Consider the following 23827-nt stretch of genomic DNA (forward strand, 5'->3'; position numbering starts at 1 on the left):
CAAGACAGGGGCTTTTTGCTATGGACTTTTCCCCTGAGTGATTCTGACGCGCTTAAACGCATTCAGCAGAAGTCGCACTGATGACGCATACTAGGTTTCGTGAAACATTTTCACCTTATGCTCTGAGCGCTCGACATTAGAACGAAAACTCGCTATCTTCGGGCATCTGGATGTCTAAACGTTTAAACGTATGCTTTGAGGATATAAGGTTATGCCAATTCGGGTTCCTGATGAGTTACCAGCCGTTAATTTTCTGCGGAATGAGAACGTCTTTGTGATGACGTCCTCGCGTGCTAAAACGCAGGAAATTCGTCCCCTCAAAGTGCTGGTTCTGAACCTGATGCCTAAAAAGATCGAGACTGAAAATCAGTTTCTGCGCCTGTTATCCAATTCCCCCTTACAGATCGATATCCAACTGCTGCGTATCGATAGTCGTGAATCAAAGAATACGCCGGCTGAGCATTTGAATAACTTCTACTGCGATTTCGATGACATCCAAAACGAAAATTTTGATGGCCTGATTGTGACTGGCGCACCGCTGGGATTAGTCGATTTCTGCGATGTTGTTTATTGGCCACAGATCGCACGTGTCATCGAGTGGGCAAAAGAGCATGTTACCTCCACATTATTCGTGTGTTGGGCTGTGCAGGCTGCTCTCAATATCCTCTACGGTATTCCCAAGATGACGCGTAAGGAAAAACTATCCGGTGTTTACCTACATCAAACGTTGCAACCTCATGCGTTGTTGACCCGCGGCTTTGATGAAACGTTCCTGGCACCACATTCACGCTATGCAGATTTCCCTGCTGATGTCATTCGTCAGCAGACGGATTTAGAGATTCTGGTTGAGTCGGAGCAGGCCGGAGCCTATCTGTTTGCCAGCAAAGATAAGCGTCTGGCGTTTGTTACCGGACACCCAGAGTATGATGTCTCGACGCTAGCGGGGGAGTTTTTCCGTGATTGCGACGCTGGATTGGATCCGGCCGTTCCGGTGAATTATTTCCCCGATGACAACCCTGAACTGGCACCGAAAGCGAGCTGGCGTAGCCACGGTCATCTGCTTTTTGTTAACTGGCTGAATTACTATGTTTACCAGATTACGCCTTACGATTTACGCCGGATGAACCCTACGCTGGACTAACCCATTCCCTTTTTTTCTCTAAGGCACCTTTTGAGGTGCCTTTCTTTTTCGTGCTGAACTCTTTCATTTCTGTTGGTTAGTGAAAGTTATTTCTCTTCCTTTTTGATTTTAATTTTCATTTTTATCATGTGGTTATTTTTACTTTATTATTAAAATGGAAATTGTTTTTGATTTTGTTTTTTATTGTATTACGCTTAATTCTGTCGGCTAAGAAATGTACATACCGGTTTGCCGATTTGGCGGTTGTTGATAAATGAAGCGGAATCTGAAAAGGAACCACGAATGATGCAGCAGACGATAAACAGAGAATTGGCGTTTAGTCAGCGTTTTGGTGAAGGTGAGAAGCAAATTCTTACGGAAGAAGCGATTGATTTCTTAACAGAGCTGGTCGCACGTTTCACGCCAGCCCGTAATCAATTACTCGCCGAGCGGCAGGTACAACAGCGTAATATCGATCAGGGTAAGCTGCCTGATTTTATTTCAGAAACGGCTTCCATTCTTGATAAGGCATGGACAATACGCGGTATTCCCGATGACCTTCAGGATCGTCGCGTTGAGATTACCGGTCCGGTCGAACGCAAGATGGTGATCAATGCATTAAATGCCAACGTGAAAGTTTTCATGGCGGACTTTGAGGATTCGCTGTCACCGGGATGGGAAAAGGTGATCGATGGGCAAATCAACTTGCGTGATGCCGTACGCGGTACGATTTCCTACATCAATGAAACAGGAAAGATCTACCAACTGAAACCCAACCCTGCCGTATTGATTTGCCGCGTGCGCGGTTTACATCTGCCCGAAAAACACGTGTCCTGGCAGGGGGAAGCAATTCCCGGCAGTCTGTTCGACTTCGCGTTGTACTTTTTTCACAACTATCAGGAACTGCTGAAGAAAGGTAGTGGCCCTTATTTCTATCTGCCAAAGACCCAATCATGGCAGGAAGCGGCCTGGTGGAATGATGTCTTTTGTTACACGGAAGATCGCTTTGATCTGCCGCGCGGGACGATTAAAGCGACGGTGTTGATTGAAACGCTGCCTGCCGTTTTCCAGATGGACGAAATTCTCTATCACTTACGTGACCATATCGTTGGGCTGAACTGCGGCCGCTGGGATTATATCTTCAGTTATATCAAAACATTAAAGAACCACGGCGATCGCGTTCTGCCCGATCGCCAGTCGGTGACGATGGAAAAACCCTTTCTTAGCGCTTACTCGCGGCTGTTAATCAAAACCTGTCACCGTCGCGGCGCGTTCGCTATGGGCGGGATGGCGGCGTTCATTCCGAGTAAGGATGCGGAACGCAATAACTGGGTGTTGGATAAGGTACGTAAAGACAAAGAGCTGGAAGCTCACAATGGTCACGATGGTACCTGGGTGGCGCATCCGGGACTGGCCGATGCGGTGATGGAAGTGTTCGATCGGGCGTTAGGTGAGCGTAAAAATCAGCTCGATATCAGCCGTGAACAGGATGCCCCCATTTACGCTGAGGAATTGCTGGAGCCTTGCCCAGGAGAGCGCACGGAAGTGGGGATGCGCGCGAATATCCGTGTTGCGGTGCAGTACATCGAAGCATGGATATCTGGTAATGGCTGCGTCCCGATTTATGGGCTGATGGAAGATGCGGCAACGGCAGAAATCTCCCGCACCTCAATCTGGCAGTGGATTCGCCACGGCAAGACGTTGAGCGATGGCCGTGTGATCACCAAAGCGCTGTTCCGCCAGATGCTGGCCGAAGAACTGTTTGTGATTCAGGAGGAACTCGGTGATGCCCGTTTCAGCGGAGGGCGCTTTGATGAAGCGGCTCTGCTGATGGAGCAAATTACCACGCAAGATGAGCTGATCGACTTCCTGACGCTACCTGGCTACGCATTGCTTGATTAATCCTGACTGATAATAAAAAGGAACCTCTGCTATGACGACCTCTCGCACCCAACAAGTCCAGCATATCGAAAAAGAGTGGAAAACCGCCCGCTGGGAAGGGATTACGCGCCCCTACAGCGCAGAAGATGTGATTAATCTACGGGGATCGGTGAACCCGGAATGCACGCTAGCGCAGCTCGGCGCGGCAAAGCTGTGGAACCTGCTGCATGGTGACGCCCGTAAAGGCTATGTGAATTGCCTGGGCGCGCTGACAGGAGGGCAGGCTTTACAGCAGGCGAAAGCGGGCATCGAAGCGATTTACCTTTCCGGCTGGCAGGTAGCGGCGGATGCAAATCTGGCGTCCAGTATGTATCCCGACCAGTCGCTCTACCCGGCGAACTCCGTACCTGCGGTGATTGAACGCATCAACAACACCTTTCGACGTGCCGATCAGATTCAGTGGGCGAACCGCATTGAACCGGGCGATAAGCGTCATACCGACTACTTTCTGCCGATTGTGGCGGATGCGGAGGCGGGATTTGGCGGCGTGTTGAATGCGTTTGAGCTGATGAAGTCGATGATCGAAGCGGGGGCTGCGGCGGTTCATTTTGAGGATCAGCTAGCATCGGCGAAGAAATGCGGGCACATGGGGGGCAAGGTGCTGGTGCCGACGCAGGAAGCCATTCAGAAACTGGTTGCGGCGCGGCTGGCGGCGGATGTCTTAGGTGTGCCGACTTTACTGGTTGCGCGAACCGATGCGGATGCAGCGGATTTGCTGACGTCCGACTGCGATGAGCATGACCGTGATTTCATCACCGGAGAACGTACGGTGGAAGGCTTCTATCGCACGCGAGCCGGGATCGAGCAGGCAATCAGCCGCGGTCTGGCCTACGCACCGTATGCCGATTTGGTGTGGTGCGAAACCTCAACGCCGGATTTATCGCTGGCGCGTCGTTTTGCTGAGGCTATCCACGCGAAGTTCCCCGGTAAGTTGCTGGCGTACAACTGTTCCCCTTCCTTTAACTGGAAGAAGAATCTGGATGACAGCACGATCGCACGTTTTCAGGATGAGCTGTCGGCGATGGGCTACAAGTACCAATTCATTACGCTGGCCGGCATCCACAGCATGTGGTTCAACATGTTTGATCTGGCGCATGCCTATGCGCAGGGCGAGGGGATGCGGCACTACGTAGAAAAAGTGCAGCAGCCTGAATTTGAGGCGATTAAAGACGGCTATACCTTCTCATCGCATCAGCAGGAAGTGGGGACCGGCTACTTCGATAAGGTGACGAACATCATTCAGGGAGGCGAGTCTTCAGTGACGGCGCTGACGGGATCGACGGAAGAACAACAGTTCTGATCCTAACCCGGTCAGTGTTCGGCTGGCCGGGTTTCATCGGGAGATCATGATGACGCGTGACCTTGAAAAGCTGGTGGCGCAGACGATCCTGCAAGGGTTTGATGCGCAATATGGACGTTTTCTCGAAGTGACGGCAGGGGCGCAGCAGCGCTTTGAACAGGCTGACTGGCCTGCCGTACAACAGGCAATGAAACAGCGTATTCACCTCTACGATCACCACGTTGGTCTGGTGGTTGAACAGCTGCGCTGTATTACGGGTATTCGCTGCGATGATGCGGATTTTTTGGCTCGGGTGAAGCATATCTACACCCGCTTACTGCCGGACTACCCGCGTTTTGAGATTGCCGAGAGTTTCTTTAATTCCGTCTACTGTCGGCTGTTCAACCACCGGGAACTGACGCCTGATAAGCTGTTTGTTTTCAGCTCTCAGCCTGAACAGCGTTTTCGTGAAATCCCCCGGCCTATCGCCAAGACGTTTGTTCCCACTGACGGCTGGCAGAACATGCTGGAAAAGCTGCTGAGCGATGTGCCGCTGCGGCTACCGTGGGAAGATTTGCCGCGTGATATTGGTTATATCACTGCGTATTTGCAACGTACCTTCTCAGCGGAGCAGCTTGCGCAGGCGACATTACAGCTGGCTAATGAGCTGTTTTATCGTAACAAAGCGGCCTGGCTGGTGGGAAAACTGTCGCTCCCTGACGGTGTCTTTCCGTTCCTGCTGCCGATTCATCACAACGAACGCGGGGCGCTATTTATTGATACCTGCTTAACCAGTCAGGCAGACGCCAGCATTGTGTTCGGTTTCGCCCGCTCTTACTTCATGGTGTATGCCCCGTTGCCGTCGGCGCTGGTGGCCTGGCTGCGTGACATTTTGCCGGGGAAGACGACGGCGGAGCTGTATCTGGCCATTGGCTGCCAGAAGCACAGCAAAACTGAGTATTATCGCGAATATCTGCACTACATTGCCGAATCAGAAGAGCAGTTTATTATCGCTCCCGGCGTGAAAGGGATGGTGATGTTGGTGTTTACGCTGCCGTCGTTCGATCGCGTATTTAAGGTCATCAAAGATCGTTTCGCACCGCAGAAAGAGGTAAGTGCAGAGCGGGTCATGGCGTGTTATCAGTTGGTGAAAGAGCACGATCGCGTAGGGCGTATGGCGGATACGCAGGAATATGAAAACTTCGTCATTGATAAGCATCGTATCAGTCCAGAGTTGCTGGATGAGCTTTGGCGTGAGGTACCGGAAAAGTTGGAAGATCTAGGCGATCAATTGGTGATCCGACACTTGTACATGGAACGCCGGATGACGCCGCTGAACCTCTATCTGGAACAGGCAAGCGCACAGCAGTTGCACGATGTGATTGAAGAATACGGCAATGCCATCAAACAGCTGGCCGCGGCTAATATTTTCCCCGGTGACATGCTATTCAAGAATTTCGGCGTCACGCGTCGTGGGCGAGTCGTATTTTACGACTACGATGAAATTTGCTACATGACTGAAGTAAATTTCCGCAAAATCCCGCCGCCGCGTTACCCAGAGGACGAACTGGCCGCCGAGCCCTGGTACAGCGTCGCGCCGAATGACGTATTTCCCGAAGAATTTCCCCATTTCCTGTGTAGCGACCGCCACATTCGTACGCTGTTTGAGGAAATGCACGGCGATCTGTTTTGTGCGGATTACTGGCGAGCATTACAGCAGCGCATCAGGGACGGGCACATTGAGGATGTTTACGCCTATCGACGCCGCAAGCGTTTTAGTCAACGCGCTGAGCCGTCCCGTGTCGGGCGCATGCTAGGGAGTAGCATGAAAATGACGGCATTATCGCGCACGAAATTTTCCCCTAATCTACATAAAAATGTGCCTAAAAGATCTGATGAGGATACATCTTGCTTATAACCCACTGTATTCCTGCATGACTTGTTTCGCGGCTTTGATCACCAGCGCGCCGAGTTCTGTGACGCGATCGTCCGTGATGCGCGACACGGGGCCGGAGATGGAAATGGCGGCGAACGCTTCATGATGTTCATCCAGAATGCAGGCCGCGATACAGCGCAGCCCCAGCGCGTGCTCTTCGTCATCGAACGAATAGCCCTGCTTGCGAATCAGCGACAGATCTTCTTTCAACGCTTGTGGAGAGCTCAAGGTGTGTGGTGTGTAGCCGTGCAGCCCTTTCTTGTGTAGCAATTGAGTGACCTGCGCATCGGGAAAATGCGCCAGAAAGGCTTTTCCAGCACCGGAAGCATGCATTGGCAACTTACCGCCAATCGGTGCAGACATACGCATCAGCGCCGTACACTGCACCTGATCGATGATGATCGCCTGGCTGTCAGTCTGATCGAGCACGGCCAGATTGACGGTTTCACCAGAATCTTCCATTAACTTGCGTACTATCGGATGCACAATCGCCAGCAGGTTGCGGCTTTGCAGAAAACTGCTGCCGACGATAAATGCGTGTGAAGCAATCGTCCACAGCCCCAAATCGCCAACCTGACGCACAAAGCCCTGTTGCTGCATGGTGGTGAGCAGACGGTGGGTTGTGGAATTCGGTAAACCGGCCTGCTGAGCGAGATCGGTTAGCGCCACGCTGCCGTTGGCTTTGGCGATATATTCAAGCAGCGTCAGGCCACGGGTCAGCGACTGCACCTGCCCGGTTGGCTGTGCAGCGGTGCCTGCGCTGGCTCTGGGTTTTTTCCCGCGTTTGGCTGGCTCTGGTGGCGTCATGGCGTCGATTCCTTTTTATGGTAATGGAATTGATTTTCGTTTTTTCACCGCAGAATGCAACTCTTCTTTCTCTGCACTTTTTATCGGTAAATGACCTGAAAAAGTCTCATGCTACACCGCGTTAGCGTGCTCATAACTTATGCTAGGATATACCAGTCATACTCCAAGCTGCATGTGCGTTGGCTTCCCTTACTCACCCCAGTCACTTACTAATGTAAGCTCCTGGGGATTCGTGCGATTGCCGCCTTACTGCAACTCGAATTATTTAGGGTATAGACACAACATATCGTATTTATTGGCCGGGGATGGGGTTCGCGTGAGTAATCGGGTAGACGAATTGCGGCGTCAGTTGGCGCAACGCATTATGGTGCTGGATGGTGGTATGGGAACCATGATCCAGGGTTATCGCCTGCAGGAAGCAGATTATCGCGGTGAGCGCTTTGCTGACTGGCCGAGCGATGTGAAGGGAAATAACGATCTGCTGGTGCTAACCAGGCCGCAGGTGATTAGCGAAATCCATGACGCCTATCTGGAAGCCGGTGCCGACATTCTCGAAACCAACACCTTCAACGCCACCACCATTGCGATGGCGGACTATGATATGCAGGCGTTGTCGGCGGAAATTAATACCGTTGCTGCACAGCTGGCGCGTGCCAGCGCGGACAAATGGACGGCCTTAACGCCGGATAAGCCACGTTATGTTGCCGGTGTCCTTGGCCCGACGAACCGTACTGCATCTATCTCTCCCGATGTTAACGATCCGGCATACCGTAACGTCAGTTTTGATCAATTGGTGGAAGCGTATCGCGAATCGACACGTGCATTGATCGCGGGCGGAGTCGATCTGATCATGATCGAAACCATCTTCGATACGTTGAACGCTAAAGCGGCGAGCTTCGCGGTAGAAAGCGAGTTTGAGGCATTGGGCATCGAGCTGCCGGTGATGATTTCTGGCACGATCACGGATGCGTCAGGGCGTACACTGTCTGGCCAGACAACAGAAGCGTTTTACAACTCCTTACGTCATTCCCGTCCGCTATCTTTCGGTTTGAACTGTGCGCTGGGGCCGGATGAACTGCGTCAGTATGTCGCTGAACTGTCACGTATTTCAGAATGCTATGTGAGTGCGCACCCGAACGCAGGGCTGCCTAACGCCTTCGGAGAATATGATCTGGATCCGGCCGATATGGCGAAGCATATCGGTGAATGGGCACAGGCCGGTTTTCTGAATATCGTTGGCGGTTGCTGTGGATCGACGCCTGCGCACATTGCCGCGATGGCAAAAGTGGTGGAAGGTGTACCGCCGCGCCAGTTGCCGGAGATTTCGGTGGCTTGCCGCCTATCCGGCCTGGAACCGCTGAATATCGATGCCAACACGCTGTTTGTTAACGTCGGGGAGCGAACGAATGTCACCGGCTCCGCCCGTTTTAAGCGTCTGATCAAAGAAGAAAAATATAACGAAGCGCTGGACGTCGCCCGTCAGCAGGTGGAAAGCGGCGCGCAGATCATCGACATCAACATGGATGAAGGTATGTTGGATGCGGAAGCGGCGATGGTCCGTTTCCTGAACCTGATTGCCGGTGAACCGGATATTGCCCGCGTGCCGATCATGATCGACTCCTCTCGGTGGGAGGTGGTTGAGAAAGGGCTTCAATGTATTCAGGGTAAGGGAATTGTTAACTCGATTTCCATGAAAGAAGGCGTTGAGGCCTTTGTGCATCACGCCAAGCTGGTAAGGCGCTACGGCGCGGCTGTGGTGGTGATGGCGTTTGATGAAGTCGGTCAGGCGGATACCCGCGCCCGTAAAATTGAAATTTGTCGCCGGGCGTACCGTATCCTGACGGAAGACGTCGGTTTCCCACCGGAAGATATCATTTTCGATCCGAACATTTTTGCTGTGGCAACGGGGATCGATGAGCACAACAACTACGCGGTGGATTTCATCGAAGCCTGTGCGGATATTAAGGCGCAACTGCCGCATGCGATGATCTCCGGTGGTGTATCCAACGTTTCTTTCTCATTCCGCGGCAACGATCTGGTGCGTGAAGCGATCCACGCCGTCTTCCTCTATTACGCGATCCGCAACGGTATGGACATGGGGATCGTGAACGCCAGCCAGTTGGCGATCTATGACGATCTTCCTGTTGAACTACGCGATGCGGTTGAAGATGTGATCCTTAACCGTCGCAGCGATGCCACTGAGCGTATGCTCGATCTGGCGGAAAAGTATCGCGGCAGCAAAACGGAAGATGAAGGCAGCAAAACACAGGCGGAGTGGCGCGGCTGGGATGTGAAGAAGCGTCTGGAATATTCGCTGGTTAAAGGCATTACCGAATTTATCGAGCTGGATACCGAAGAAGCGCGCCAGCAGGCGACGCGGCCGATCGAGGTCATTGAAGGCCCGCTGATGGACGGCATGAACGTGGTCGGCGACCTGTTCGGTGCGGGTAAAATGTTTTTGCCGCAGGTGGTGAAATCCGCCCGCGTGATGAAGCAGGCCGTGGCCTACCTTGAACCCTACATTGAAGCCAGTAAAGACAAAGGGAGTTCCGCTGGGAAAGTCCTGTTGGCGACGGTAAAAGGTGACGTCCACGATATCGGCAAGAATATTGTTGGCGTGGTGCTGCAATGTAACAACTACGAGATTATCGATCTGGGCGTGATGGTGCCGACGGATAAAATTCTGAAGACCGCGCGTGAAGAGAATGTTGATATCATCGGGCTGTCCGGGTTGATTACGCCGTCGCTGGACGAAATGGTCAACGTGGCGAAAGAGATGGAGCGTCAGGGTTTCACGCTGCCGCTGCTGATTGGTGGCGCGACGACGTCTAAAGCACATACCGCCGTGAAGATTGAGCAGAACTATAGCGGCCCGACGGTCTACGTGCAGAATGCTTCGCGCTCTGTCGGCGTGGTATCGGCGCTGCTGTCCAGTGCGCAATATGATGACTTTGTTGCACGTACCCGTAAAGAGTACGAAACCGTGCGTATTCAGCACGCGCGTAAAAAGCCGAGAACGCCGCCCGTGACGCTGGAAGCGGCGCGCGCTAACGCTTCCGATCTGGATTGGGATAACTACACGCCGCCCGTTGCACATCGGCTTGGCGTGCAGGCGGTGACAGCCAGCATCGAAACACTGCGCAACTATATCGACTGGACGCCGTTCTTTATGACCTGGTCGCTGGCCGGGAAATATCCCCGCATTCTGGAAGATGAGGTGGTGGGTGAAGAGGCCAAGCGCCTGTTTGCCGATGCCAACGCGATGCTGGACGACTTGTCCGCACGCGGTGCGTTGAATCCGCGTGGTGTGGTGGGTTTATTCCCAGCGAACCGCGTTGGCGATGACGTAGTGCTTTATACCGATGAACGGCGTGAAACGGTGCTGTCAGTGAGCCACCATCTGCGTCAGCAGACGGAGAAAACCGACTTCCCGAACTACTGCCTGTCTGATTTTGTGGCACCGAAATCCAGCGGCAAGCCGGACTATCTCGGGGCCTTTGCGGTGACCGGTGGGCTGGAAGAAGATACGTTGGCCGAGCAGTGGGAAGCTCAGCATGATGATTACAACAAGATCATGGTGAAGGCGATCTCTGACCGTCTGGCGGAAGCCTTTGCGGAATACCTGCATGAGCGTGTGCGTAAAGTCTACTGGGGCTATGCGCCGAATGAGAACCTCAGTAATGAGCTGCTGATCCGCGAGAATTATCAGGGCATCCGTCCTGCACCGGGTTATCCGGCTTGCCCGGATCACACGGAAAAAGTGCAAATCTGGCAGTTGCTGGATGTGGAAAAGCATACCGGCATGAAGCTCACCGAATCCTATGCCATGTGGCCGGGCGCGTCGGTATCCGGCTGGTACTTCAGCCATCCCGACAGCAAATACTTCGCCGTCGCGCAAATCCAGCACGATCAGGTAGAGGATTACGCGGTGCGTAAAGGGATGGATGTGAGTGAGGTGGAGCGCTGGCTGGCGCCGAATCTCGGCTATGATGCTGATTAAGTTTCGACGTAAGTCGAATATGAAATATCAGCCCCAGAGATTTAGTCGTCTCAACTATGCCAACGAGGGGGCGTTTCGTACGTGATGAACCACATTATTTCTCTGTGGCACTAGCGCCACGCCCGCTCAGGGCGCTCAGTCGCCGCTGCCCTGAGAACCCAGGCTTTTTGGCGGAAATTATGCCGCTTTGCGGTTCCTTCGGCATTCGAGAACGCTAGTCGTGCCGCTAGTGACGCGCTCCCGGCGCGGCACTAGCTTTCGCAGCGTCCATGCTGCTCACACGGCGTTCTCGCTCGCCTCAGCATAATTTTTAACGCCACTTGAAAAGCAAAACCGGTTAGCACACAGATGTTTTCTGCTTCTTAGCCTATCGCTATGCAAGATTGATTGTGATGAGAATAGTTATCAGTCTTATTGATGCGATTTCATGGTAATGGTAAGGTGAGCATCAATTAAGCAGAAAGCATTTTTCTGTTTTTATTCCACGCATTTCCGCTAACCGCTGGCCTGATTCTGGGCGTTAAACAGGATGAAGGTATCTCCCCGCTCATGCTAAAACGACTCTTTTCCATTGAGGATTTCTTCGACATCGGTGAACGTTACGGGATTGATTACCATTTCCCGCAGCTGTCGTCCTGCCGTGAGCGCGCGAAAGAAAAGCGTATCGTGGTGCAGGGCGATGTCGAAGAGATGACGCTGTCCTCTGGGATTTGCCTGACGAATTCTAACGTGCAGGTGTTGCAGCCTTACGAATCGACGTCGTTGCACTGTTGCCCGTTTTATACGCTGGTGGTGCTGGAAGGGCGCGTCGCGCTGCGTCTGAACGGCAAGGAATTTGTTGTGCGGTCTGGTATGGCATTCAGCACTCGGCTGGGTGACCCGTTAGTCATGAACGCCAGTCACCTTGCGGATTGTCATCTTCGCACCGTATCGCTGGGCATTTTCCCCACCACTTTTGCTTTGGATACGCTGTTGGGCTCGCTGCTGAACGAGTGGGAACAGGGCGGTAATCCGACATTTCTATGGCAGGTTCCCAGCTATTTATTATCTGGGTTGCAGCACGCACTGGAAAATACCACTCCGGGGATATCGCGCCAGCTTATGCTGGAAGGCGTGATGCTACAGCTGCTAGGGCAAGGCCTGTCATCCGGGCAACGTGGGGGAGAGCGGCGCGTATTGCCTCCGCCCGGCGAGCAGGATCGGCTGGAGAACGTTCGGCGGCTTCTGGCGCAACAGCCTGAAAAAGAGTACACCCTCAATGAATTGGCGCAGTTGGCCGCGATGAGCACCAGTAGCCTGCGTACCAAGTTTCGTCAGGCGTATGGTCATTCGGTCTTTGACTATCTGCGTGACTGCCGGCTGGAACTGGCTCGGCGCTATCTGGTGCAGGGATACAGCGTTCAGCAGGCGGCCTGGATGTCGGGCTACCAGCACGCGACCAACTTTGCGACGGCTTTTCGGCGGCGTTACGGTATGGCGCCGAGCGATGCGCGCATGGTCATCTAGCATTTCCTTTCTTATCAATATCCTGAGCCTTATTTATGCCAGATATTGTCACTTGGCTGCCCGTTTGATGCTTTCTCGCTGAGTTCCCGTTTTGTCATTGTGCATACACAAGTTGTCACTGCGCATAGCTATCGCAAGACTAAAAACGGTAATAATTCTTATTTACAATAATAAGGTCTGTGGAGATTCCCATGTTCAGAAAAACGCGGCTGGCGCTGGTGGTTGGCTGTTTTACCAGTGGATTAACGGTGCCGGCACTGGCGCAGGATACGCCATCCTCTTCTTCTCAGGGTGATACGTTAATCGTGACGTCTCAAACGCAACGCGGCGCGACGAAGCTGGAAACGCCCGATATTGAGACTCCTCAGGCCGTTTCTATCATTACGCGCGAGCAGATTCAGGAACAGGGGGCGACCAGCGTTCGTCAGGCGGTCGGCTATACGCCGGGCGTGTACAACAACCAAATCGGCGCGTCCAACCGCTTTGACTACATGGTGCTGCGCGGCTTTTCCGACGGCAGCCTCGATAACGTCTATCTCGACGGGCTGAAGATGATGGGGGATACCAACTCCCATAGCTCGCTGGTTATCGATCCCTGGTTTCTCGACAGTATTGAAGTAGTCAGAGGCCCAGCATCCGTCCTCTACGGGCGTTCTTCTCCGGGTGGGATTGTGGCGCTGAATTCCCGTCAACCGTCGTTCGATCGCAGCGGACAGATCAAGTTGTTTGCAGGCAACAATGCCCAGCGCGGTGCGGCGTTTGACGTTACCGGTCCGCTGGATGATGACGAACGTTTTTCATTTCGTCTGGGTGGGATGGTGCGTGAGGCGGATACCCAATTTGGGCCGCTGAAAGAAGAACGCTATGCGATTGCACCTAGCCTGCTGTGGCGGATTTCCGACAAGACCCGCCTGGAGTTTATGGCGTACCTGCAACGCGATCCAGAAGGCGGCAGTCACTCGGGGTTGCCGTATGACGGTACGGTGGTCGCGCACAACGGGCGGAAAATCTCGAACACCTTCTATGAAGGGGAAGAGAATGATGAGAAATACGACCGTAAGCAAAACATGGTGGGATACAACGTTGAACACGGTTTTGATAGCGGCTGGGCGGTGCGCCAAAAAGTGCGTTATCTGCGTACCAAAGTGCATTTGGATCAGGTGTACGCCTATGGCTGGACGCAGCCGACCGCCGATACGCTGACCCGTTATTACTCGGGTTCCCGTGAGTCGCTGTCTGCGCTAACGTTAGATAATCAGCTCGATGGTAGCGTGGATACCGGAGCGGTTAACCACCGCCTGCTGGTAGGGATCGACTATCAGCAGCGTAATAATAATGTGGACTGGCCTTCGGGTTCCTTCCCAGCGCTCGACGCGTTTAATCCCGTTTACGGTTCAGGCCCATCAGCAATGTACGCGAGTACGCTTGAAAAGCATAAGCTGCAACAGACGGGGCTCTATCTACAAGATCAAATGAGCTGGGAGCGCTGGCGCTTAACGCTGGGCGGTCGTCACGATCAGGTAAAAATCACCAATATTAGTAAGAATAGCGGCAGCCGTGGCGAGTTGGATAAGAACAATTTCAGTTCACGCGCCGCGTTGCTCTACCTGTTTGATAATGGAATAGCACCTTATATGAGCTATTCCACTGCCTTCACGCCGACCAGTTTTGCTGATGCAAATGGCAACATCCTCGAACCGATGAAAGGCAAACAGTGGGAAGCTGGGGTGAAATATCAGCCTGAAGGATCGCAGAACCAATATAGCCTGTCGGTATTCCGTATTAATCAGAAAAATGTCGCCACGAAAAATCAGCCCAGCGATCCGTATCGTTCCATCGGTGAAATCGAGTCGGAAGGGGTGGAGTTGGAGGCGGTGAGCCACATTACTGAAAACCTTCGCTTGCAAGCGGCGTATACCTATACCGATATCCGCTATAAGAAAAGTGATGATGTGAGTGAGCAAGGGAAGCGTGCGGTGTATGCGCCGCGCAATCAGGCCAGCGCCTGGGCCAGCTATGATGTGAAAAGCGGTCCACTGGATGGCCTGACCATGGGTTCCGGTGTGCGTTACGTGAACGGCGTGACCTCCGATCGTGCCAACACCCACACGCTGCCGTCTTACACGCTGGTGGATATGGCAGTGGGATACGATCTCTCGAAGGTCGGTCTGAAAGGGCTAAGTGCACAGCTTAACGTCAATAACCTGACCGATAAACGCTACGTGGCTTCCTGTAACTCGCTGGAGTTCTGTTACTTCGGTGCCGAACGCAGCGTAGTCGGCAGCGTCTCTTACTCGTTCTGATCGCGTGTTTTGCAGCACTAAAACGAAAGCCGGGTTTCCCCGGCTTTTTCACATCATGTATTCGCTAACGATCAATACAGGCCAATCGCTTTCCACCACAGTAGACCCGCGCTCATGAAGATCGCCTGATTCACCAGACTGACGACGAAGCCAGTGCGCCACCAGATGGCGGTGGGCACGTATCCCGCGCCGAACAGAATGGGGCCGCGTGCGTGGGTATATTGTGTCAGTGAGCAGTACAGGCTGCTGGTAAACGCCAGCATGAATGCCATTGGCACCGCCGGAATGTTCAGGTTGATCCCGACACCGAGGAACACCGCAAAAAGCGCGGCGATCTGTGCATTGCCGCTGGCGAAGAAATAGTGGGTGTAGAAATAGGCTGCATTCAGCAGCAACAGTACCAAGACCCAACTGGTTCCCTGCATTAAGTGGCCGATGTTGCTGCCGATGAGATCGCCAAACCAGTTGGTGAAGCCGAGCTTTTTCAACTGATTCGCCATCATCAGCAGGGCGGCGAACCAAATCAGCGTATCCCAGGCGCCTTTCTCGCTCTTCACGTCTTCCCAGCTCAATACGCCGGTTAACAGCAGAAAAGACAGCCCGACGAACGAAGCCGTCGTGGCATCTACGCCTAATTTGTCGCCAAAAATCCACAGTACTAACAGCAGGACAACGGTGAAGGCCATCAACCATTCACCGCGGCTCATGTTGCCCATTTTTGCCAGTTCGGCGACGGCCAGTTTTGGTGCATCTGGCGTATGGCGAATTTCTGGTTTGGTCAGCCAGTAGACGAGCAAGGGGACAACGGCCAGAGAAATCAGACAAGGTACCAGCGCCGCCAGAAACCAGCTTCCCCACGTGATGGTCACGCCCGCGTTGGCCGCCAGTTTTACCGCCAGCAGGTTGCCGGTGTAAGCAGTCATAAACAGCGAAGCGGTCACATCGTTAACGTTACCGATACAGGTAATGAGGAAGGTGCCAATCTTGCTGCGTGAGGCATCTTCCGGTTTGGAGTCGAAGCTACGGGACAGCGAATCGGCAATGGGATAAATAATCCCGCCGCAGCGTGCGGTGTTGCTCGGCATCGCGGGGGAAAGCACCAGATCGGCAAAGGCCAGACCGTAAGCCAGACCCAGCGTGCGTTTTCCCAACATACGGATCATCTGCAAGGCGATGCGGCGACCCAGCCCTGTTTTGATAAAGCCGCGCGCGATCATGAAAGCGACAACAATCAGCCAGATCAGCGAGCTGTTCAGGTCGCTGAGTGCGGTTTGTATCGCGCCGCTGGCCGTTGTATCTCCCGCGGCGTACGTTAGCGCAAAGAGCGTGATACTGATAATACCGATAGCCCCAATCGGGAGAACGTTCGCGACAATGCTCACGATCGTGGCGACGAAAAGGACGGCAGAGTGCCAAGCGGCGGGGCTTAAGCCAGTTGGGGGTTCCATTTGCCAAAGAAAGGCGGCGATGGCGAGAATAATGATTAGCGGAAGCCAGTTCAGTCCATACGAGGTTTTCGTCTTCATCCATTTTCCTTACTTATGGCTAGCAGAGCGGTACGGGTATATAACCCATAGGAGTTATAGGGATAAAGAGAGCATAGCGCTAACTGGGGAAGGCGTGAGGTAAAATTATCGGCTTATTGATTTGGATTCTGTTTTTTAAATATTGTCAGTTAAGTAATTTTTATCATTAGTTGATTGGTGGGCGATTTTGCTGTGGCGCGGGCTGTCTCGCAGTAAGGTCCGCCAACATCTGGTAAGATGGTCATTCATTACGTCATCAACACCTTCTATTTCATCAACACACGTTTAGCTGGAGGCGCGGACTTTTTGTTAACACTGCTGAATCTCCTTTCTGCGATTGCGTTACTGGTGTGGGGCACTCATATTGTTCGCACTGGTATCATGCGAGTTTATGGCACCCAGTTACGGCGGGTTCTCAGCGATAGCGTTGAGAAAAAACCGTTGGCTTTTATGGCCGGCATTGGCGTAACCGCGCTGGTGCAGAGCAGCAATGCGACCGCGTTGCTGACGACCTCTTTTGTCTCACAGGGGCTGGTGGCATTAACGCCTGCGCTAGTGATTATTCTCGGGGCGGATGTCGGTACGGCACTGATGGTGCGAATTCTGACGTTCGATCTGTCCTGGCTTTCTCCGCTGCTGATTTTTCTGGGCGTGATATTTTTCCTCAGCCGTAAGCAGACGCGGGTGGGACAGGTTGGTCGCGTGGCGATTGGGCTCGGGCTGATTTTGCTGGCGCTGGAAATGATTGTCGTAGCAGCAGCCCCGATCACGCAAACGTCGGGTGTCAAGGTGCTGTTTTCCTCGTTAACGGGTGACGTCATGCTGGATGCACTGGCTGGCGCGCTGTTTGCGGTGATTACCTATTCCAGTCTGGCAGCGGTGCTACTGACGGCAACCTTGACGGCAAGCGGTGTGATCTCGCTGGAAGTGGCGATGTGTCTGGTCATTGGTGCCAATCTGGGCAGCGGGTTACTGACGATGATGAGCACCTCGACGCAGAATGCGGCAGGCCGACGCGTGGCGCTCGGCAGCATGCTGTTCAAGCTGATAGGCTGTTTGGTCGTGTTGCCGCTGGTCGAGCCGCTTTCGCGCTGGCTGACACGTATTCCGCTGGGTGCCGAAGAACTGGTGATCTATTTCCATCTGTTCTACAACCTGATTCGCTGTCTGCTACTGATCCCGCTTACCGGCGTGGTGGCGCGACTGTCCTGCGTGATGATTGCTGATTCGCCGCAAGTCGATCTCCAGATGAAACCGCGCCATCTGGACACCAGCTCGCTGGATACGCCGGCGCTCGCGCTGGCCAACGCTGCGCGGGAAACGCTGCGTATTGGCGATGTGCTGGAGCAAATGCTGCGTTTGTACCGTGAAGTCTTGCAGGGCGACCATATGCAGCGGCGGGAGATTCGTCGACTCGATGATGATGTCGATATCCTTTACACCGCGATTAAGCTCTATTTGGCGCAGATTCAGAAAGACGGCTTGGATGAGCGAGATTCCCGACGCTGGGCTGAGGTGATCGAAGTGGCGCTGAATCTGGAGCAGGCAGGGGATATCATCGAACGCATGGCAGATGACATTGCCAATCATTCCTCCGGCGTACGCATGGCGTTTTCCGCACAGGGGCTGGAGGAGTTGAACCATCTGCATGAACAGATGCTGGCGAATCTGCGTCTGGGACTCTCGGTTTTCCTGTCGGAGGATGTCACCAGCGCGAAACGCCTGCGCCGTGCCAAACACCGCTTCCGCATTATGAACCGCCGTTATGCCCATGCGCATGTCGATCGCTTACATCAGCACAATGTACAGAGTCTGGAAACCAGTTCGCTCCATTTGAGCTTACTCGGGGATATGAACCGACTGAATTCCCTGTTCTGTGCGGTAGCGTATAACGTCTTGATTGTGCAGCAGGAAGGGGACGAAGAACGCGAAGAGTCACCGCTGACGCTGTGATCCTTTGGAGGCTCTCTTAGTTATATTTTTATGCAGGCTAAGAGGTGGTTTCGTGCGCGATAATGCTGCCATTTTCCTGCTACTTCATAGCACGCGCCCGACACGGGACGGCTCAAACGCCGCTCGCCCCGTGGCTCCAGGCTTTTCGGCGGGAATTATGCCGCTGACGCGGTACCTTCGTCGATATCAGGCTTAACGGACCGCTTGCGACACGCTTACTCGCCCCATAAATGGAGCTCGCCCTTCGGGCCAGCACAAGTGCTGTTCAAAAACGTCTCTGACGTTTTTGTCCGGCGTGGCGCAAGCTTTCGCCGCGTCCATGCGGCTCATCCTAAGCCCGCTATCTCCTCAGCATAATTTTTTACGCCGGATAACGTCAAAGCCCGCGATGCCTCTGTATTGGTGACTAATAAACAGAGAGCGAACTTACTCGAACAGGCTGCGGTGCAGTGTTTGTACCACTCGCTCGGCGTCATCACCCGGTACCAGGAAGCACAGGTTGTTGCTGCTGGCGCCGTAGCAGATCAGGCGAATACGGAAGGGTTCCAGTACGCCAAACACTTCTTTCCCGACGCCACAGGCCTGAGACAGATTGTTGCCGATCAACGCGACCAGCGACAGATTCTCTTCAACTTCAACCCGACACAGCGATGACAGCTCGGTCAGCAAGGCGCTGGAGAGCAGGCTGTCGCCCGTTGAGGTGGAGCCGGTTGTGTCGAGCGTCAGCGCGACGTTGACTTCTGACGTCGTGATCAGGTCAACGGAGATGTTATGGCGTGCCAGAATGCTGAATACTTCGGCCAGAAAACCGCGTGCGTGCAGCATGTTCAGGCTATACAACTTAAGCAGCGTTTGTTTACGACGCAGCGCCAGCGCGCGGAACAGCGGCGGATTTTCGGTTTTATTGCACACCAACGTACCGCCAGCGGCCGGATCTTTGCTTGAGCCGACGAACACAGGGATATCGCTACGCACCGCCGGCATCAGCGTGGCGGGGTGCAGGACTTTCGCGCCAAATGTCGCCATTTCGGCCGCTTCTTCGAACATGATTTTATCGATGCGTTTTGCCGTCGGCACTACGCGTGGATCGGTGGTGTAGATGCCAGGAACATCGGTCCAGATATCAATCCGACTGACGTTGAGCGCTTCGCCCAGCAGCGCCGCCGTATAATCACTACCACCGCGACCCAACGTGGTCGTGCGGCCTTTTGCTTCGCTGCCGATAAAGCCCTGAGTGATTACTAAACCTTGCTCAAGACGCGGTTGCAACTGGCTGCGAGTCAGTTCACCTAAAACCTCGACGTCTGGCTGAGCACGGCCAAAGTGATCGTCTGTACGCATGATTTTGCGCACATCAAACCATTCTGCAGTGACATCACGCTGACGTAGAATCTCGACAAACAGCAGGGTAGACATCAGTTCGCCGTGGCTGACCAGTTCATCGGTCAGGGCGTTTGACGTCGCGAGCGCCGCCGCTTCAGACAGGGTCGTGACGCTGTCCAGCATGCGATCAATCTCGTCGCGAATCACGCTTTGATTGGTCAGTCTGTCAATGATGGCGTATTGGATTTGGCGGATTTTCGCCAGATTTTCGGCGCGCGTTTCCGACGCCTGACCTTCGGCGAGCGCGACCAGTAAGTTAGTGATTCCCGCCGATGCTGACAGCACCACAACGCGCACATTCGGGTTGGATAACACCACATCGGCACTGCGATTCATGGCGTCAAAGTCCGCCACGCTGGTGCCGCCAAATTTGGCAATAACGGTAGAGTTCGCGTTTGCGGAGACTTCAGTTGCAGACATGTCAAAAAACCTCGTGTCAGGGGTAGGCTGTTTTCAGTAAACAGCATTCCATTAATCAGCCTTGGCACAGGGGGAGAGCAAAAGTAGGGGGCAGGCGTAGAAAAAATGACTACGATACACCCAGAAGCGCTCCACCTTGCTGGATGTCCATCAGGACAAATCCGGTGACAACCCAGAGGATTCAGCCTCTGTAGTCGATAAGGTGAAAGCCGTATTTTCACCGTATCTCGGCATCGCTCCCCCTCGGATATCATCAGCGGATTACGGTTCCTCCGATATCTTACCTGGGCGATGCGCCTCTTCTGGCTTACACACCGAGTGTGCAAGTACAGTGTTACAAATAACGGGTTATGCGGTTTCTGTCAATAAACAAAACGGCATGAACCGCTTTTAGCAAGAAAAGGGATCTCAATCTGGATTTTAAGGGATACAATCGATTCAGTCACTTTGAACTCATGCTTAGAGAGAAAGTCGCATTATGAAAAATATTAATCCAAGCCAAACTGCCGCGTGGCAGGCATTACAACACCATTTTAACGCGATGAAAGACGTGCAAATCAGCGAGCTTTTTGCACAAGATAGCGATCGTTTTGCCCATTTTTCCGCGACGTTCGACGATCAGATGCTGGTGGATTACTCCAAAAACCGCATCACGGCAGAAACGATGGAAAAACTGCACGCGCTGGCACGGGAAACCGACCTGTCTGCGGCGATTCAGTCCATGTTTGCCGGCGAGAAAATCAACCGCACGGAAGACCGCGCCGTTCTGCACGTTGCCCTGCGTAACCGCAGCAACACGCCGATTCTGGTAGATGGCAAAGATGTAATGCCGGAAGTCAACGCAGTGCTGGCGAAGATGAAAGATTTCAGCGAACGCGTGATTGGCGGTGAGTGGAAAGGCTATACCGGCAAAACCATTACCGACGTGGTTAACATCGGTATCGGCGGCTCCGATCTCGGCCCGTTCATGGTAACGGAAGCGCTGAAGCCTTATAAAAATCACCTCAACATGCATTTTGTCTCCAACGTTGACGGCACGCACATCGCTGAAACGTTGAAGCCGCTGAACCCAGAAACCACGCTGTTCCTCGTCGCGTCGAAAACCTTCACCACGCAGGAAACCATGACCAACGCGCACAGCGCTCGCGACTGGTTCCTGAAAACGGCGCAGGACGAGAAACACGTTGCCAAGCACTTTGCTGCGCTGTCCACCAACGCGAAAGCCGTCGGCGAATTTGGTATCGATACCGACAACATGTTCGAATTCTGGGACTGGGTTGGCGGGCGCTACTCTCTGTGGTCGGCGATTGGGCTGTCGATCATTCTCTCTCTGGGCTTTGATAACTTTGAGAAACTGCTCAGCGGTGCGCACGCGATGGACAAGCACTTTGCTTCCACGCCAGCGGAGAAAAACCTGCCAGTGCTGTTGGCGCTGATCGGCATTTGGTACAACAATTTCTTCGGTGCTGAAACTGAAGCGATTCTGCCGTATGACCAATACATGCACCGTTTTGCCGCCTATTTCCAACAGGGAAATATGGAATCCAACGGGAAATCTGCCGATCGCAACGGCAACCCAGTGGATTACCAGACCGGGCCGATTATCTGGGGTGAACCGGGTACGAACGGCCAGCATGCGTTCTACCAGTTGATCCATCAGGGCACCAAGCTGGTTCCGTGTGATTTCATTGCGCCGGCGGTGAGTCATAACCCATTGAGCGATCATCACAGCAAACTGCTGTCGAACTTCTTTGCACAAACGGAAGCACTGGCGTTCGGTAAGAGTCGTGAGGTGGTAGAAGCAGAATTTGCGGCGGCAGGCAAAAGTCCAAAAGAAGTTGAACACGTCGCACCGTTTAAAGTATTCGAAGGCAATCGCCCGACCAACTCTATCCTGCTGCGCGAAATCACCCCGTACAGCCTGGGCGCGCTGATTGCACTGTATGAGCACAAAATCTTCACTCAGGGCGCGATCCTGAACATCTTCACATTCGATCAGTGGGGCGTGGAGTTAGGGAAACAACTGGCGAACCGTATTCTGCCGGAACTGGAAAATGACAGTACGATCGACAGCCATGACAGTTCTACCAACGGACTGATCAACCGCTTCAAAGCGTGGCGTAACTAATCGGGCCTGTGCCCTTTGGTTTTTCAATCGCAAGGAGGAAGACATGCAGGTTCGTATTTTGTTGGGACTTGCCGCGGCAGTATTGCTGGCGGGATGCAGCAGTAGCAGTAGCCAACTTAGCACTGCCGGGCAGGCCGTGACGTTCACGGATACCAAGCCAGGCAGCGAATGTCAGCTGTTGGGGCAGGCCAGCGGTAGCCAGTCTAACTGGCTGGCGGGAAACCATAGCGACGGCAGTTCTATGCGCGGTGCGGCAAACGATCTGCGTAATAAAGCGGCGGCGATGGGGGGCAATACGGTCTATGGCGCAACCAGTCCGAGTGAGACCTTCTGGTCAAGCTTTGCGCCGCTGGACAGCAAGATGAGCGGCAGCGTCTACAAATGTCCTTAAGCTAAAGAAAAACCCGGTGAGAGTGGCATTTTGCTCTCACCGCTTTCCTAACGTATTGCTCAACCGCCTATCCCAGCGTCGTCCTGATGCTGCTTCATCCCTAAATCCAGCGGCGTTTTGCTGGCTTCCCCACCGATTTCCCGTGCCAGACGAGGCACCAGATAGCCGGATACCTTCTTCAGCAGCGCTTTGACTAAGACGCGCGCCTCGTTGTCATCTACCAGAAAATGCGCGGCACCCTGAACCTTATCCAGCACGTGCAGGTAATAAGGCAGAATTCCTGCGTCAAATAGCGCATTACTGAGCTGGGCGAGTGTCTCTGCACTGTCATTCACCCCGCGCAGCAGCACGCTTTGGTTGAGCAGGGTCACGCCTGCACGGCGCAAACGCGCCATACTTTGTGTTAAATCAGGATCAATTTCCTGCGGGTGGTTAATATGCGTCACCAGCAATACCTGAAGCGAACTGCGTGACAGGCGATCGCACAGCGCATCGGTAATACGTGCAGGGATCACCACCGGCAAACGGCTGTGAATACGCAGACGTTTCAGATGTGGGATGTGTTCCAGCTCGGTGATCAGCCAGTCCAACTCGTGGTCTTTAGCCATCAGCGGGTCGCCACCGGAAAAAATAATTTCATCCAGTTCTGGATGCTGGCGGATATAATCCAGCGCCTGACGCCAGTTTGCCTTGTTGCCCTGATTATCCTGATAGGGGAAATGGCGGCGGAAGCAGTAGCGGCAGTTTACCGCACAGCCGCCTTTAACCAGCAGCAAGGCGCGGTTGTGATATTTGTGCAGTAGCCCCGGCACGACGCTGTGTTGCTCATCAAGCGGGTCATGCGTGAAACCTGGGGTGGCGATAAACTCCTCATGTGCGGTCAATACCTGTAGCAGCAACGGATCGTCAGGATTGCCTTTTTGCATCCGTGCCGCGAAGGCGCGTGGTACACGCAGCGCAAAAAGCCTGCGTGCATCACGGCCTTGCCGGAGTTTAGCGTGATCGCTCAGTGCCAAAAGTTGCAGTAATTCATCAGGATCGGTAATTACGTCCGCAAGTTGCTGCAACCAATCTTCTCTGGAAGGTATATTTAGGGTTACAATGTGTGCCATTTTTTGGCTTCGTACCAGTATT

Annotated in this window: 14 protein-coding genes and 1 riboswitch; of the genes, 10 read left to right on the plus strand and 4 right to left on the minus strand. The window is 53.5% G+C overall.

The features are described 5' to 3' along the window. Positions 1 to 211: 211 nt before the first annotated feature. From metA to aceK, 4 genes are all read left to right on the plus strand, one after another. The gene (gene metA, locus H0248_RS06495) at positions 212 to 1141 is read left to right on the plus strand and encodes a homoserine O-acetyltransferase MetA (RefSeq protein WP_180785217.1); all 930 of its coding nucleotides are present in this window, start codon (positions 212 to 214) and stop codon (positions 1139 to 1141) included. 282 nt (positions 1142 to 1423) lie between these two features. After that, the gene (gene aceB / locus H0248_RS06500) at positions 1424 to 3022 is read left to right on the plus strand and encodes a malate synthase A (protein ID WP_180785218.1); all 1599 of its coding nucleotides are present in this window, start codon (positions 1424 to 1426) and stop codon (positions 3020 to 3022) included. A 31-nt stretch (positions 3023 to 3053) separates the two neighbouring features. Then, positions 3054 to 4361, plus strand: a complete 1308-nt coding sequence (aceA, locus tag H0248_RS06505) for an isocitrate lyase (RefSeq protein WP_180785219.1) — start codon at positions 3054 to 3056, stop codon at positions 4359 to 4361. A 49-nt stretch (positions 4362 to 4410) separates the two neighbouring features. Then, a complete protein-coding gene (aceK, locus tag H0248_RS06510; RefSeq protein ID WP_240345917.1) occupies positions 4411 to 6258 on the plus strand; it encodes a bifunctional isocitrate dehydrogenase kinase/phosphatase in 1848 nt (615 codons plus the stop codon). Here aceK and iclR read toward each other — a convergent pair. Further along, entirely contained in the window at positions 6253 to 7083 is an 831-nt protein-coding gene (iclR, locus tag H0248_RS06515) for a glyoxylate bypass operon transcriptional repressor IclR (RefSeq protein ID WP_180785220.1), read from the minus strand. The genes aceK and iclR overlap by 6 nt on opposite strands. 316 nt (positions 7084 to 7399) lie before the next feature. Here iclR and metH point away from each other — a divergent pair, with 316 nt between their 5' ends. The 3 genes from metH to foxA all read left to right on the plus strand — a co-directional run bounded on the left by metH (position 7400) and on the right by foxA (position 14892). Further along, positions 7400 to 11083 carry a methionine synthase gene (gene metH, locus H0248_RS06520; RefSeq protein WP_180785221.1) on the plus strand — a complete coding sequence of 1228 codons (3684 nt, stop codon included), beginning with the start codon at positions 7400 to 7402 and terminating at the stop codon, positions 11081 to 11083. A gap of 549 nt (positions 11084 to 11632) precedes the next feature. Next, positions 11633 to 12589 (plus strand): helix-turn-helix transcriptional regulator, encoded by a 957-nt coding sequence (locus tag H0248_RS06525; protein ID WP_180785222.1) that lies wholly within the window; start codon positions 11633 to 11635, stop codon positions 12587 to 12589. Between the two features lie 191 nt (positions 12590 to 12780). After that, positions 12781 to 14892 (plus strand): ferrioxamine B receptor FoxA, encoded by a 2112-nt coding sequence (gene foxA / locus H0248_RS06530; RefSeq protein ID WP_180785223.1) that lies wholly within the window; start codon positions 12781 to 12783, stop codon positions 14890 to 14892. Between the two features lie 71 nt (positions 14893 to 14963). Here foxA and H0248_RS06535 read toward each other — a convergent pair whose 3' ends face one another. Beyond that, positions 14964 to 16418: a DASS family sodium-coupled anion symporter gene (locus tag H0248_RS06535; protein ID WP_180785224.1), complete on the minus strand. Its 1455-nt coding sequence runs from the start codon at positions 16416 to 16418 to the stop codon at positions 14964 to 14966. Between the two features lie 306 nt (positions 16419 to 16724). On the opposite strand from H0248_RS06535, the gene H0248_RS06540 reads away from it, so the two are divergent. Next, positions 16725 to 18371, plus strand: coding sequence for a Na/Pi cotransporter family protein (locus H0248_RS06540; protein WP_180785225.1), 1647 nt, complete (start codon positions 16725 to 16727; stop codon positions 18369 to 18371). A 426-nt stretch (positions 18372 to 18797) separates the two neighbouring features. Here H0248_RS06540 and lysC read toward each other — a convergent pair whose 3' ends face one another. Then, entirely contained in the window at positions 18798 to 20174 is a 1377-nt protein-coding gene (gene lysC, locus H0248_RS06545) for a lysine-sensitive aspartokinase 3 (RefSeq protein WP_180785226.1), read from the minus strand. Positions 20175 to 20290: 116 nt separating this feature from the next. Continuing rightward, positions 20291 to 20484, minus strand: a riboswitch (Lysine riboswitch). Between the two features lie 168 nt (positions 20485 to 20652). Between lysC and pgi the strand changes: the two genes are divergently transcribed. Both pgi and H0248_RS06555 read left to right on the plus strand, forming a co-directional pair. Next, positions 20653 to 22302, plus strand: a complete 1650-nt coding sequence (gene pgi / locus H0248_RS06550) for a glucose-6-phosphate isomerase (protein ID WP_180785227.1) — start codon at positions 20653 to 20655, stop codon at positions 22300 to 22302. Between the two features lie 43 nt (positions 22303 to 22345). Then, positions 22346 to 22693, plus strand: coding sequence for a DUF4156 domain-containing protein (locus H0248_RS06555; RefSeq protein ID WP_180785228.1), 348 nt, complete (start codon positions 22346 to 22348; stop codon positions 22691 to 22693). Positions 22694 to 22752: 59 nt separating this feature from the next. Here H0248_RS06555 and epmB read toward each other — a convergent pair whose 3' ends face one another. Continuing rightward, a complete protein-coding gene (gene epmB / locus H0248_RS06560) occupies positions 22753 to 23805 on the minus strand; it encodes an EF-P beta-lysylation protein EpmB (RefSeq protein WP_180785229.1) in 1053 nt (350 codons plus the stop codon). Positions 23806 to 23827: the final 22 nt, after the last annotated feature.

It is taken from the genome of Pectobacterium brasiliense (assembly GCF_013449685.1).
GTDB classification, from domain to species: domain Bacteria; phylum Pseudomonadota; class Gammaproteobacteria; order Enterobacterales; family Enterobacteriaceae; genus Pectobacterium; species Pectobacterium brasiliense_A.

Coding starts and splice junctions, on each gene's coding strand:
- foxA (WP_180785223.1), top strand. CDS start 12,781: ATGTTCAGAAAAACGCGGCTGGCGCTGGTGGTTGGCTGTTTTACCAGT.
- aceB (WP_180785218.1), top strand. CDS start 1,424: ATGATGCAGCAGACGATAAACAGAGAATTGGCGTTTAGTCAGCGTTTT.
- H0248_RS06535 (WP_180785224.1), bottom strand. CDS start 16,418: ATGAAGACGAAAACCTCGTATGGACTGAACTGGCTTCCGCTAATCATT.
- iclR (WP_180785220.1), bottom strand. CDS start 7,083: ATGACGCCACCAGAGCCAGCCAAACGCGGGAAAAAACCCAGAGCCAGC.
- H0248_RS06525 (WP_180785222.1), top strand. CDS start 11,633: ATGCTAAAACGACTCTTTTCCATTGAGGATTTCTTCGACATCGGTGAA.
- epmB (WP_180785229.1), bottom strand. CDS start 23,805: ATGGCACACATTGTAACCCTAAATATACCTTCCAGAGAAGATTGGTTG.
- metA (WP_180785217.1), top strand. CDS start 212: ATGCCAATTCGGGTTCCTGATGAGTTACCAGCCGTTAATTTTCTGCGG.
- lysC (WP_180785226.1), bottom strand. CDS start 20,174: ATGTCTGCAACTGAAGTCTCCGCAAACGCGAACTCTACCGTTATTGCC.
- pgi (WP_180785227.1), top strand. CDS start 20,653: ATGAAAAATATTAATCCAAGCCAAACTGCCGCGTGGCAGGCATTACAA.
- aceA (WP_180785219.1), top strand. CDS start 3,054: ATGACGACCTCTCGCACCCAACAAGTCCAGCATATCGAAAAAGAGTGG.
- H0248_RS06555 (WP_180785228.1), top strand. CDS start 22,346: ATGCAGGTTCGTATTTTGTTGGGACTTGCCGCGGCAGTATTGCTGGCG.
- aceK (WP_240345917.1), top strand. CDS start 4,411: ATGACGCGTGACCTTGAAAAGCTGGTGGCGCAGACGATCCTGCAAGGG.